Annotated in this window: 12 protein-coding genes; 6 read left to right on the forward strand and 6 right to left on the reverse strand. The window is 39.9% G+C overall.

Going from position 1 to position 12661, the window contains the following annotated elements; genetic code table 11:
• Together HWQ39_RS33355 and HWQ39_RS33360 are read right to left on the reverse strand one after the other, a co-directional pair.
• Positions 1 to 848, reverse strand: an 848-nt coding sequence (locus HWQ39_RS33355) for a CHAT domain-containing protein (RefSeq protein WP_292854370.1), incomplete at its 3' end; no start/stop codon positions are given.
• Positions 849 to 935: 87 nt separating this feature from the next.
• Positions 936 to 1175 (reverse strand): hypothetical protein, encoded by a 240-nt coding sequence (locus HWQ39_RS33360; RefSeq protein ID WP_292854373.1) that lies wholly within the window; start codon positions 1173 to 1175, stop codon positions 936 to 938.
• Between the two features lie 269 nt (positions 1176 to 1444).
• On the opposite strand from HWQ39_RS33360, the gene HWQ39_RS33365 reads away from it, so the two are divergent.
• Positions 1445 to 1696 carry a DUF433 domain-containing protein gene (locus HWQ39_RS33365; RefSeq protein ID WP_292854399.1) on the forward strand — a complete coding sequence of 84 codons (252 nt, stop codon included), beginning with the start codon at positions 1445 to 1447 and terminating at the stop codon, positions 1694 to 1696.
• On the forward strand, positions 1693 to 2025 hold the full coding sequence (locus HWQ39_RS33370) for a DUF5615 family PIN-like protein (RefSeq protein WP_292854375.1): 333 nt from the start codon (positions 1693 to 1695) through the stop codon (positions 2023 to 2025). The genes HWQ39_RS33365 and HWQ39_RS33370 overlap by 4 nt, the downstream gene beginning before the upstream one ends.
• Positions 2026 to 2299: 274 nt before the next feature.
• Here HWQ39_RS33370 and ppk2 read toward each other — a convergent pair whose 3' ends face one another.
• The 3 genes from ppk2 to HWQ39_RS33385 form a co-directional block, all read right to left on the reverse strand.
• Positions 2300 to 3223 (reverse strand): polyphosphate kinase 2, encoded by a 924-nt coding sequence (gene ppk2 / locus HWQ39_RS33375; protein WP_292854378.1) that lies wholly within the window; start codon positions 3221 to 3223, stop codon positions 2300 to 2302.
• Between the two features lie 401 nt (positions 3224 to 3624).
• Positions 3625 to 4272: a methyltransferase domain-containing protein gene (locus HWQ39_RS33380; RefSeq protein ID WP_292854381.1), complete on the reverse strand. Its 648-nt coding sequence runs from the start codon at positions 4270 to 4272 to the stop codon at positions 3625 to 3627.
• A 149-nt stretch (positions 4273 to 4421) separates the two neighbouring features.
• Positions 4422 to 6617 carry an ATP-binding protein gene (locus HWQ39_RS33385; RefSeq protein WP_292854383.1) on the reverse strand — a complete coding sequence of 732 codons (2196 nt, stop codon included), beginning with the start codon at positions 6615 to 6617 and terminating at the stop codon, positions 4422 to 4424.
• A gap of 618 nt (positions 6618 to 7235) precedes the next feature.
• Here HWQ39_RS33385 and HWQ39_RS33390 point away from each other — a divergent pair.
• The 3 genes from HWQ39_RS33390 to HWQ39_RS33400 all read left to right on the forward strand — a co-directional run bounded on the left by HWQ39_RS33390 (position 7236) and on the right by HWQ39_RS33400 (position 9437).
• Positions 7236 to 8429: a calcium-binding protein gene (locus tag HWQ39_RS33390; RefSeq protein WP_292854386.1), complete on the forward strand. Its 1194-nt coding sequence runs from the start codon at positions 7236 to 7238 to the stop codon at positions 8427 to 8429.
• 328 nt (positions 8430 to 8757) lie between these two features.
• On the forward strand, positions 8758 to 9138 hold the full coding sequence (locus tag HWQ39_RS33395) for an SH3 domain-containing protein (protein ID WP_292854389.1): 381 nt from the start codon (positions 8758 to 8760) through the stop codon (positions 9136 to 9138).
• Between the two features lie 23 nt (positions 9139 to 9161).
• A complete protein-coding gene (locus tag HWQ39_RS33400) occupies positions 9162 to 9437 on the forward strand; it encodes a hypothetical protein (RefSeq protein WP_292854391.1) in 276 nt (91 codons plus the stop codon).
• Between the two features lie 349 nt (positions 9438 to 9786).
• Here HWQ39_RS33400 and nifE read toward each other — a convergent pair whose 3' ends face one another.
• Positions 9787 to 11175, reverse strand: a complete 1389-nt coding sequence (nifE, locus tag HWQ39_RS33405; RefSeq protein WP_292854394.1) for a nitrogenase iron-molybdenum cofactor biosynthesis protein NifE — start codon at positions 11173 to 11175, stop codon at positions 9787 to 9789.
• 561 nt (positions 11176 to 11736) lie between these two features.
• On the opposite strand from nifE, the gene HWQ39_RS33410 reads away from it, so the two are divergent.
• Positions 11737 to 12573 carry an oxidoreductase gene (locus tag HWQ39_RS33410; RefSeq protein ID WP_292854396.1) on the forward strand — a complete coding sequence of 279 codons (837 nt, stop codon included), beginning with the start codon at positions 11737 to 11739 and terminating at the stop codon, positions 12571 to 12573.
• Positions 12574 to 12661: the final 88 nt, after the last annotated feature.

Below are 12661 nucleotides of genomic sequence, written 5' to 3' on the forward strand. Positions count from 1 at the left end.
CTTGAGAAAACCTGTCTCTTGTTTTTCTTGGAATAATTTATTCTTTGGAAGTCCCCTAAAGAAGATACTGCACCATCACTCGCCGCTTCACCTGTTCGGCAGCCTGATAAAAACACTAGCTGTGGTATGCGAAATCTCAAAGCTGAAGCAATCTCTGATGCGTAAGCAGCATGGAGTTCCCCAGTTTCAGTTTCTGTAATAAAAAACGATTGCTCATTCTTAATAGATGCATGTCCTGTTAGGTGAAAAACGTCGAATGGTTCACGATAACGTCCCCAGAGTTTGCTTAGTTCTGCAATACAACCACTTTCTTCCACTCGTAAATCGAGAGGAATATCTCTTGTTGCTGTCAAAATTTGAGCCTCTTCCCGCTCAAAATCGAGTGTTGGTGCTACATCCTCTGGCGATGTTGCCATGAATAAAATCCGTAAAGGACGTTGCTGGGTATCCTCTGAATCTTGAACAGAACGATCAACCCAACGTATTGGTACAACAACTGGATTAACACCTTCTATTAAAAATTGCTCTCCATTATGCAATGTCTCCCAAGGCAGATACCCTAATCGTTCACGCACATCTAGCGCCAGAATTAACCCTTCCTCTGTACAATTATTAATTGCTCGACTTAGCCACCTGCCAGTTCCATCCAACCAACAAAATAATTGATACCCAATTCCTTTTAAATCAGGCATCAGCATGTAGTAGCTACCTTTTGCCTTCTGAATTAAGTTTTCAATTGACGATACATCAAGCTGTTGTGTTTCATATCTTGCTGGATGTCCCACTGAATAACGCAATTCTACAAACTGCTTTTCAAGCGGTACTAATTTGATGTAAAGCGTCTGCACATTAACTCTCCAACTCTTCTAAGACTGCACAGATATCTTCAATGGTGGCATTCTCTAAAACTACTCGCACATCGTCAGTTACAAGTACTACATCAAACTTCTTATTAGATCGTTTGTGTTCCTGATCCATTTACGGATTTGTTCTGCGACTGCAACTGTACCTCCTACAATCCCGACCACAGTACCTATCACTGCCAAAGTACTTTCTTTGGTAGGCACAGAATTTGTCGCTATCTCCCAACTACCTTGTAGACCAGTGGTTTCAAACAGTTTTTCAGCGGCAGTATCAGTTTCTTCACCTTCAAGGGAAAGCTTTACCTGTACCATATATTAATTAGAGTAACTATAATACAAGTATACTATCCCAGTTTCCGTAAGAGCCACTACGAAACTCTGATGCTCTAACCAAGAACTGACTACTACTTGGAATTCGTAGTATTCTAGCTAGCAAATGAAGGTAATATAATAAAGATGATTTAATTGCTTTTACGAGCGATCGCCCTGACTCAGCAATAAACTAGGCGAACAGCGAACCCTTGCAGCACGATGTAAAGCTGTTTTAGACTTAGAAAGATGCTATGCAGTTTATAATCACCATGAGCTATCACGATATTATTACAATTGAACCGGACAAGCGAGGTGGTAAGCCTTGTATTAGACGGATGCGAATTACCGTGTACGATGTTCTCGGCTGGTTGGCAGGTGGTATGTCTCATGGGGAGATATTAGACGATTTCCCTGAATTAACAGAAGAAGATATTAAGGCAAGTCTAGAGTTTGCTGCTGACCGTGAACATCGTTTAGTTGCCTCTCTACCAAACGTTACGCGGACGGCAGGTGGTATTTGAAGCTGCTTTTTGATCAAAATTTGAGTCGCAAGCTGGTAACTCAATTAGCAGACGTTTTCCCTGATTCCAGTCATGTTCAGTTTCATGGACTGGAAGTTAACACTGATACTTCAATATGGGAATTTGCTAAAACCAATGACTTTTGTATCGTAACTCAAGATGTAGACTTTGCCGAAAGAAGCCGTTTGTACGGTTCTCCACCTAAAGTTGTATGGCTACGCTGCGGAAATGTACCAACAAAACAAGTTGAATCTCTACTTCGTTCTGGGGTAGAGATAATTCAGGAGTTTTTGAATAATCCAAGTCTGCATTGCTTAGAATTGTACTAAAGCTTTGCGGGGGATTGTCTGACTTACAGCAGTTTCCGATCAAACCCGCCACGAAAATAAATCATAAAACAAAGCCCAGTATTGCTTTTATTTGTGGCATGTTTGATTGCAATTCGCTGTAAAAAGTGTTGCGAGAAGAATTTATTATCAAAATTCGGATTCTCCACAGGAGTCATTGTCTATGCAACACCCATAAATAACGTTTGCACAAACCTTTCGGCTTCTCGCTATATTCAATCATTAACGAGAAGCTACAATACAACAGTGATGTTGCTTAATATACTTGAGGCACAAAAAACTGCTCATTGCGGGGGGCGCGAACATAATCCTCAGCCACGGGTCTAGATGGAAGCTCTAAGGGAGGAGGCGTCATATCTTCGTAAGGAACTTTGCTCAATAAATGATGAATGCAGTTGAGCCGCGCCCGTCTTTTATCATTTGCTTCAATAGTAAACCAGGGAGCTTCGGGAATATTCGTGTAAGCAAACATGGTATCTTTGGCTTTGGAATATTCTACCCAGCGATCGCGTGATTCCAAATCCATAGGGCTGAGTTTCCAGCGCCTTGCTGGATCGTGACTGCGAGAAAGAAAGCGTTTTTCTTGTTCTTCATCACTGACGGAGAACCAGTACTTGATTAAAACAATGCCCGATCGCACTAGCATTCGTTCAAATTCTGGGCAAGATTGCATGAATTCTTGATATTCTGCTTCGGTACAAAAACCCATCACTTGTTCAACTCCGGCTCGGTTGTACCAACTGCGATCGAAAAGGACGATTTCGCCCGCTGTCGGCAGATGTTGTACGTAACGCTGAAAATACCACTGAGTTTTCTCGCGATCAGAAGGGGTTCCCAGAGCGACTACACGACAGCCACGAGGATTGAGTGGATCGGCAATGCGTTTAATTACTCCTCCTTTGCCGGCAGCATCGCGCCCTTCAAATATGACGACAACCCGATAGCCGACGTGCTTAATCCAGTATTGCATTTTGACTAGTTCAACCTGGAGTCGCTCTAGTTCAGTCTCAAAAGTCTTTTTGGGAATTTTTTTTGCAAAAACTTCAGTGCTACCATCAAAAATTCGTTTGGATTTCTTAGATTTTTTCTTGTCTTTTGTCTTTACTAGGCTTTCTATTAAGCCTGTAGCGGGTTGAGCTAGATCATTATTTTGTTGGTTTTTAACTTCATCAATTGACATTAGAGCTATTCCATGCTAAACAATTGGCATAATTAGAGTTTACCTATAAAATGTATACCTTACAGCAGTTTTCATGTATTTGAATCACATTTGTCGTAAGGGTACAGCATTGCTCATACGTGTTAACTTAACGCGAAACCGCTTGTCCGCCGGGAATTGAAATTCCCGTATAATAGCTATAGTCATCTTTAGATGACTAAAAATCTCCAGTCTACTTCAGTAGACTTAAGCTATTAGCCCGAAAATTTATTTCCGGGCGGGCATGGAAGCCAACAGATAAGCTATTTCCAGCTTAAGTTGACACCAACGAGCATTGCTGTGACCCTACCGCGTGGTCTATTTACCTGAAAATAGCTGTAATGCGATCGCACTGACTTCACTAGACTGCGATCCTGTTGTTTTTAACTTTTTGAGTTTTTCAGCAGTAATTGACAACCACACGAGAACGGGTTTGGACTTTCTATGCGATCGTCTGCAAGTACTTCAATGGTCAGCTGACTGTTGTAAATTAATTCGTCATAATCCATCAAAGCATCCCACTTGATCTTGCCAGTTGGGAAGCCTAGCTGTGAAGCAGCATCAGATATTAACTCTTGCCATTTTTGAACTTCTGGATCTTGCGATTTGCTGTAATCGAGAATGGCAATCAATGCACCAGGCTTAGTAACTCGTAAAATCTCTGCAAGAACGCGCACTGGATCGCTAACGACACAGAGGGTAAATCCCGACGCTGCGGCATCAAAACTATTATCAGGAAAATCCAGATTGCAGAGATCCGATACCTTGAAGGTGATGTCTGCGGATACGTGCTTTTTACGTGCTTCATCCATCATCTTATGAGAAAGATCGACACCAACGACATGCACACCTTCAGGATAGGCTGGAAGATTAAGACCAGTTCCTACTGCTGCATCCAGGACGGTTTGTCCGGGCTTCAGCTGCAAGGAAGCAATTAGGGGTTCGCGTTCGATGTGCCAATAACGCTTTAAAATTGCGTCATAATCCACTGCTGCCCGATCGTAGGTTTCAATTACCTGATGTATTTGCATAGATTTTTTAGACTACTTCTTTTAAGTATCTGTTCAACTGCTGGTGTGTTAACGCCCAAACCTTGTGTATTCTACTACTACTTAGATGACTTGACAATTGTATTTCTATTCGGTCAAGGCTATGCATAATTAAAATAATTCCTAATTCGTTAAACCATTTCATGAACTTTCAAGCAGAGAGGAATTTGAATGATAAACTCGGTTCCTTCTCCAGCAGTTGAGAAGCACTCCAATTTACCGCCATGTTTTTCTGTGATGATTTGGTAGCTGATGGACATACCCATTCCGGTTCCTTTACCCACGGGTTTGGTGGTAAAAAAGGGATCGAATATTCGTTGCTGAAATTCTTGAGAAATACCAACTCCATTATCAGCGATCGCTATTTCTACCCATCTGGAATTAACTACCGATGTGCGAATCTTAATTCGACTGGGATTATCATTGATTTCCTGATAAGTATACTTAGTATTATTTTCTTCCAAAGCATCAATCGCATTCACTAAAATATTCATAAATACCTGATTGAGTTGCCCAGCATAGCATTCTACTAAAGGTACAGTACCGTAGTCTTTGATCACCTCAATTTCAGGTTGTTCTGGTTTAGCTTTGAGGCGATGTTGCAAAATCATCAAGGTACTGTCGATGCCCTCATGAATATCAACATTTTTGAATTCTGCTTCGTCGATACGTGAAAAGTTACGCAGAGATAGTACAATTTGGCGAATGCGCTCGGTTCCCACCTTCATAGAAGACAACATTTTTGGCAAATCTTCTTGTAAAAACTCCAAATCGATGTCTTCGGCAACGGTTTGAATTTCAGCCGCCGGATTGGGATTATACTGCTGATACAATTGCACAAATGCTAATAAATCTTGGGTATATTCCTGTACATGGGCGAGGTTGCCATGAATAAAGTTGACTGGATTATTAATTTCGTGTGCGACTCCAGCGACTAGTTGTCCCAGACTAGACATTTTTTCACTTTGAATAACTTGAGATTGAGTACGCCGCAATTCTCCTAAGGCATTTTTGAGTTCAGTAGTGCGTTCTTCTACCCGATCTTCTAGTTCTTCTTTGCTTTTCTCTAAAGCAGTAAACGATTCGTGCAATTGTCCTGCCATATAGTTGAAAGAGTTAGACAGGGTATTAAGTTCTTGAATGGCGCTAGTTTCTACTGTTTGAGCTAAATTACCAGATGCCATTGCCTCACTTGCCCGATTCAGCCGCAGAATGGGGTCTACAATCCAACGGGAAGTAAACACACCCATTACTGAGGCAATGCCTAATGCACCCAAACAAAGTGCGATTGTGGTACGTGTGTTGGCGTTAATTTGCCCCATAAATGTGTTTTCTGGCACACTGACAACCATCAGCCAATTCAAGCCATACTTGTCACGCCAAGGTAAAACATCGACAAAATACCGTTTTCCTTGTACCTGAAGTTGAAAATCTGTATCTTTCTTGATAGACTCAAACCCAGAGGTTTGGAGATTTCTGGCGATGTTCTGGATGATTGGATCAGAACTGTCGATCGCCCGCAATCGCCGGATTTCTTGATTGGCGAGGAGAAAAGGTTTCTCTGTACCAGAACTGGCGATTAACGTGCCATCGCGCTCCAAAAGGAACACCCGCCCAGACTGACTAATATCCAAACTGCGTAAAAAATCGCTGAGTTTTAGCAGATGAATATCTGCTGCAATCATTCCTAATAAGCGATTTTGCGAATCATAAATTGGACGACTAGCAGAGGCACTGATGTAGGGGCCAGTTGGAAAATTTGTAGTCACAATCTTTGCCCAAATAGGTTTCCCTGCGGCGATGGGTTGGGTATACCAAGGTTCACTGAAATTGTTCCAAGTCCATCGAGTATTCACCTGAGTTCGATTACCTTGATTATCTGTGGCATAAGTGACAGTATTATTGGCAAGTTTGGCAGTCCAATCATCAATGGTGATCGTCTTGCCATCATAACGAGCGGCCCCCAGCCCCTCACCCGTTGTTAGTCCGATACCAATATAAGTCAGGTTATAAGCCTGCATCTGATCCCAGAAATACTTGCCAAGGGTCTGGCGATCGCGTACATTCAAGAGTCCCCTATGGATAGCGTCTGCATTGATCTGATTAAGGGTTTGCGGAATGGAAAGATAAGACTTTAAGTGTTCATCCACTACCTCAGTATTGCGATCTATCAACTGTTCTGCTAGATCGTTAACTGCTCTTTGCCCATTTTTAAAGGACAAATAACCCACTAAACTTACTGCTCCAAAAATTTGGATCAGGAAGGGAATAACAAGAACAATCTGTAACCGGAATGCTTTGCCTTTGCGGAGATAGTGGATCTTCATTGCTGGAAGTTGGAAGCTCTGCTAATTTTATTTACTTCTATAGTTCCCAAGATGTCCACATATTCACCTTTGTTTAAATTTTTTCAAGTCAAAGACACTATTGAAGTGCTTTGTCGCAAAGTGCAACACACTACCATATAGCGGTTCTCCTTTCGATGCAATATATTGACCTTTCTCTTAAGAGGCTACGGTGTACACACAAGTCAAGTTACCCCCCTTGGAAAGGTGGGAAAAAAGAAATCTATTTCCCTCCCCTTTGCAAGAGGAGGGTTAGGGTGGGGTAAAACCTTAGTTAATCAGCTATTTCAGACTTGTGTGTACACCGTAGCCTAAAAAGCTACAGTGTATACAGACGTAAGTTAGATGGAGCGCAACGCAGTGACTCCCCAACCTACAATTTTTTTTGCAACATTTTAGCCTTGCCACGCCAATAGGTATTTCTAATTGCAGACTGGGAACAAGGTAAATATCTTTAAAGATGTTTGTAAAGTGTAATTTATAATTCAGAGAAAGATTTTTTTGAGATTCACCGGATTTTATATATTTTTTCAGAATAATAGCTCATCTACATCATTTTTTGTCTTAATTGAACTGGATTTATCTATAAAGGAAATATTGATGACAACACAATTTTTTCGTGGAATTAATTATACTGAACAAGTTATTTCAGATAATAACCAAAAAGTTTTAGGTACTGCTAATCCAGACTGGTTGATTGTAGAAGGTAACAAAAATGTTGTGACTACGGGAAATGGCAACGATGTTGTCTTACTAGGGAGAAAGCTAGACTCAATTTTTAATTTTGATTCTAGCATTTTTAGTGGTCAGGTTTTGCAAACTACTCCATTGCCTTGTAATTCTAATGAGATTGATGCAATTGTTCGGACTGGAGCAGGAGATGATTACGTCAGTTTAGGATCGGGCAATTACACAATTTATTTGGGCAGTGGAAACAACTTTTTGGACGATTATGGTGGAAATTATCGATTCGATACTGATGGCAAAATTATTGGTATAGAGCCAACTTCTAAATTGGTTGCTTTAGCAGGATCGGGCGATGATATTTTCTATTTAAGTGGATTTGCCAACCGAACCATTAATGCCGGAAAGGGTAATAACTTAATTTTGTTGGGAAGTGGGGATGCCAATATCAATACAGGCTCAGGAAATGATGTTATTAGCAGTGATGCTTCAATATTGACTTATATTTTTGACGCGAAATTACCATCATATAACCAGAGTATCAAAGCTGGAAATGGTGATAATCAGATTGCTGTTGTTCCCTATGGCGAAACCACAATTCAAACCGGTAGCGGTGATGATTTTATTCTTGCTGCTGGAATCTCTAACTCAAGTTCTGCAACAATTTTTGCAGGTAATGGCAATAACACAATTATTACAAACGATACAAACAGCACTATTAAGTCTGGCTCAGGTGATGACTTAATTTTTGCTGGTTCAGGTGATGACACTATCTATGGTGGAAATGGAAATGATGTAATCAATCTGCGAGGAGAAACGGTTTGTTTGCCAAATTCTTTAAGTAAAGATACAAACCTGTTTGGTTCATCTATTGATATAAGAGGCGGGGGGAATGATACAGTCTACTTGGATCAAGGGAAAGATACAGATACAATAATTTTGGGAAGTAGTGGCTTTGCTACTATTTATGGCTTTGGTAGCAACGATCGCTTGAACGTCAGTGGTTTAAATGCCAGCTTCAGCCAGGTAGGAAATGATACGCTAATTAGTTCATGTAGTGGTTCTTTGGGAATTATCAAAAGATATACAGGTTCAGTAAATTTGGTGTAGAAGTTGGAGTTGGCGCGATCGCCTAGCTGCATAAAATCTGTAAAATCTAAAATCCCCCAAACCTTTATTTGAATAAGGTTTGGGGGATTTTTAACGCGGAAATTTTATGTAGTGTATCTATTCAGGCGATCGCGTGTAGTTTTTAGGATACATTATTGATGTAGTGTGTTACATAAGTGACAACTTACCCTACTAAATTGATACCATTAATAAAGTAAGGGTAGCTCTCTTTCGGAGAGAAAGCAGCAACATCATAGCAAATGACATTACTAAATTTGCTTTTTAAAATTTAGTTTCATAAGTTAAATTTTTAAATTTGGAGTCATCTATGCAGCAATATAAGGTAACATCAGATACTTTAAATATACGTTCAGCACCCATTGTTAACGATACTAATCTAATTGGGGTTCTTCCGAAATCACACATTGTATCTAAAATCGTAAATTCTAATGATGATAAGTGGTTTAAGGTTACAACTATTCTCGAAGGGGAAATTTTAGAAGGTTTTGTATCTCAAAAACTTCTTAGTAAAATTACAATTTTTTCTATTAATACTCTGATTGAAATTGGTAGAATTGCTATTAAACAAGCAGATGGAGAATCTGCAATTTTTTATGAATCAGGTATGAGCATTAATGCTGATGGTGCGCCTAATGCTTATCATCCAGCAGATACAGGAATTGATTTTTTTGCAAAAAAGATTATATAAGTCCAGAAGAAGTTCTTGATAGTTTGGTAGGTAAAAATGGATGGAGCCAAAGCGATATAGAGATACTTTCCTCTCTAACAGCGGATGACTTCTATAAAATATTTACAAGTAAAAATGGAGACCAATTATCATCTTGGATTGATGTTTCTCTTCAGTTTGCTCGGATAGCAAATGCTTCTGAAAACCTAAAAGTTATCTCTAATAATGCTACCGAGGCCTTGATCAAAATTGGAAAACAAAGCCCACTAAATGCACGAAGAGTCTCTAAGTTTGGTATAAAAATCAAGGATGACGCATAATAATCTATCCGGTATTGCTCCCACTGGTAAACGTGTTAAACTAAACCTTAGTTGTGATCGTTTGATTTATAGACGGAAAGTTACCTCACGAACACATATACTGGAATCAAGCTTCCGTGCTAGTTCAAATTGGTTTGCTTGATGCCAGCACTCTACCTGTCGTCGGCATTGAAAGTGCCCAAAAAGCCCTCGATTCAAAGCGATCGCACTGATGCACCATACTGGTTAAAACTAGAGCTTACGCAAACAATAACCAAAATCATAATTTTCAGGTAGGGGCAATTCATAAATTGCCCCTACTAAGGGTATCTAATAGATAAAAATTGCACAATGCAACCCAATAGCTCTTTTATACCCCACAGCTAATTTTTTCATCCCAAGGAGCAGGTTTTCTGACTTGCTCCCACACAGGACTATATAAAGCTTCATGCAATTCCCGTGCCATTTCCACTAACCCCGCATAACCAGCGTAAGCATGATGACGTTCATGGTTAATATCCAAAAAAGGAATTTGTGCTTTCAGTCCTGTATATTGATTGCCAGCGCCAGCAATCAACACATCAGCTTTTGTATTCTTGAGTACCTTTAATAATGTCGGGGGAGTTCCATCGGCTAAAACCACGCCATCTTCACCAAGCAATTGCTTAATTTTGGCTTTCTCTTCTTCTGTACTCTTTTTGTCAGTAGTAGCAATAACTTCCATTTCCAAGTCTTTGGCTGCTAAAATAAGTGACCAACTTTTGACACCACCGCTAGCAAGAATAATCCGCTTACCTTTTAATTGAGAACGGTAGGGAGCTAGGGCAATATCTAAGGCTGCTGTTTCTTCTGCAATCAACCATTCTGTGCGTTCTTGCAGAGATTTATCGCCTAATGTTGCTGCAACATTTCGCAAGCAATGATTGAGGTTTTCCACGCCATAGAAAGATTCTTCAATATAAGGAATTCCATAATCTTCTTGCATTGAGAGTGCCATTTGCACTGCTACATTCGAGCAAATTACTACATTCAATTTGGCACGATGAGCATAGCAAACTTCTTCATAGCGAGCATCACCTGTAATTTTGGAGAGAACGCGTATACCCAATCTCTTGAACAGTGGTAAAACATTCCACAATTCACCGGCAACGTTGTATTCACCAACAATATTGATATCGAATGGTGTGGTAGATTCTGGTTCAGCCGTTCCGATTACATATTTTAATAAAGTTTCATTACCGATGCGGTTCCCGAAATTTTTACTACCTAAAAATCCCGGTGCATCTACATATATAACCGGAATACCAATTTTCTTTGCAGCCGTTTTACAGACGCTATCTATATCGTCACCAATCAAAGCAGTAACACAGGTGGCGTAGACAAATACAGCCGCAGGATTGTAGCGTTCAACAACTTCAAGAATAGCTTTGTATAGCTTCTTTTCACCACCAAAAATAACATTATTTTCACTAAAGTTAGTAGTAAAACCAATTTGGTGTAGTTGAGAACCTGATGAAAAGCTACCATGAGTTGCCCAAGGGTTATGAGTACAAGCAACAGGCCCATGCACTAAATGAGCCGCATCAGTAATTGCTCCCACAGAAACCATCGCCCCATCAAAAGGACAATTCCCTTGAGTTGCACCTGGTTGTGCTGCTTTATTGCAAGACAGTTTTTTGTTCTCATGCAGTTTTTTTTGGTTATGTACACAAGCTGTATCGTTGAGTAATTCTTTGATTGTTCCTTGGGTATTTTTCATGTCTTTGCCTCGTGCTGAAGATTAATACAAAAGGGATGAAGAGTGGTGAATTTTGTTAGCATAGCGGGGCTAACCCGTGCTGATTGCTGAGTTAACTGAGTTTAAAAACCCTACTAAATAAGGGCAATTACAACATATTCTGTGAGAAAGCTGAGTTGTAAACAACACACCACATAAGCTTTAACAGCTAGTAAATTCCCTATTTGGAGACTTTTTACGTTCTCCAAATAGTTACAAAGAATCGTAACTGATGCACTAACACTTTCAGGTAAAACAGCCAACTCCTCTCACATATCTTGTTCCCGTAAGAAATAAAACCTGTTAATGCTTTTCCTATTCTTAGCTTCTCTAAATGTTAGCCTAGCATAATTTTCAAAAATGATTTACTTTTTGATTTTTTGCTGTAAAAATACTCATATAATGCTGAATTATTTGCAATCAATCGGGGATCTGCGGTTTGTAATTGTCACAAATTAACCGTTCAAGTCTCGCTTGAGTATAAAGCATACTCTACAGTTTACAATAGCTTATATATAACAATATTTGAATTTCTGGAAGTTAATGATGAACAAAATAGTTCTGATTACAGGTGCTTCTAGCGGAATTGGCAAGGCTACAGCCGAAAAACTTCTTGATGATGGTTATTTAGTCTACGCATCTGCACGACGCATTGACAAATTGCAAACTTTAGGTGCTAAAGGTGCAAAAGTTCTAGAATTGGATGTTACTCAAGACGAGTCGATGAAGTCAGCAGTAGATTTTATTATTCGTGAATCAGGCAGAATCGACATTTTAATTAATAATGCCGGCTATGGCTCCTATGGAGCATTAGAAGATGTTTCTATTGAGGAAGCTAAATATCAATTTGAAGTAAATGTCTTTGGACTGGCAAGACTAACTCAGTTAGTGCTTCCCTATATGCGAAAAAATTCCTTTGGGAAGATTGTAAATATTACATCAATAGGAGGTAAGATTTATGAGCCTTTGGGTAGTTGGTATCACTCAACTAAATTTGCTGTTGAAGGATTGAGTGATTGTCTGCGTCTGGAACTTAAGCCCTTTGGGATTGATGTGATTATTGTGGAACCAGGAGCGACTCTGACAGAGTGGGGAGCGATCGCAGTTGAAAAATTATTGCAGACATCAGGTAACACTGCCTACGCAACAGCGGCTCAAACTGGAGCAAAGTTATTAGCTTTCACCAGTGACGAGAAACTTGCATCTAAACCCGAAGTCATTGCAGACACAATCTCAAAAGCTCTCAAAGCGAAAAAACCCAAGGCACGTTATGCAGCAGGAAGTGGGGCAACATTTTTAGTAACATTTCGTAAATTTGCCAGTGATGGGCTAATGGATTCCCTGATGCAATTTATGATTAAACAAGCATCACGACGGTAGTAGAGACGGCAATTTATCGTATCTCTCTAACTACAATACTTCGGACAAAATTAAGCAGCAATAACGCCATAAGAGCGTAGGTTTTGAT

It is taken from the genome of Nostoc sp. NMS8 (assembly GCF_017115045.1).
Taxonomy (GTDB): domain Bacteria; phylum Cyanobacteriota; class Cyanobacteriia; order Cyanobacteriales; family Nostocaceae; genus Nostoc.

Excerpts from the sequence above, each read along its gene's own strand:
- HWQ39_RS33365 (WP_292854399.1), top strand. The coding sequence starts at position 1,445 with ATGAGCTATCACGATATTATTACAATTGAACCGGACAAGCGAGGTGGT.
- HWQ39_RS33395 (WP_292854389.1), top strand. The coding sequence starts at position 8,758 with ATGCAGCAATATAAGGTAACATCAGATACTTTAAATATACGTTCAGCA.
- HWQ39_RS33410 (WP_292854396.1), top strand. The coding sequence starts at position 11,737 with ATGATGAACAAAATAGTTCTGATTACAGGTGCTTCTAGCGGAATTGGC.
- HWQ39_RS33390 (WP_292854386.1), top strand. The coding sequence starts at position 7,236 with ATGACAACACAATTTTTTCGTGGAATTAATTATACTGAACAAGTTATT.
- HWQ39_RS33385 (WP_292854383.1), bottom strand. The coding sequence starts at position 6,617 with ATGAAGATCCACTATCTCCGCAAAGGCAAAGCATTCCGGTTACAGATT.
- ppk2 (WP_292854378.1), bottom strand. The coding sequence starts at position 3,223 with ATGTCAATTGATGAAGTTAAAAACCAACAAAATAATGATCTAGCTCAA.
- nifE (WP_292854394.1), bottom strand. The coding sequence starts at position 11,175 with ATGAAAAATACCCAAGGAACAATCAAAGAATTACTCAACGATACAGCT.
- HWQ39_RS33360 (WP_292854373.1), bottom strand. The coding sequence starts at position 1,175 with ATGGTACAGGTAAAGCTTTCCCTTGAAGGTGAAGAAACTGATACTGCC.
- HWQ39_RS33380 (WP_292854381.1), bottom strand. The coding sequence starts at position 4,272 with ATGCAAATACATCAGGTAATTGAAACCTACGATCGGGCAGCAGTGGAT.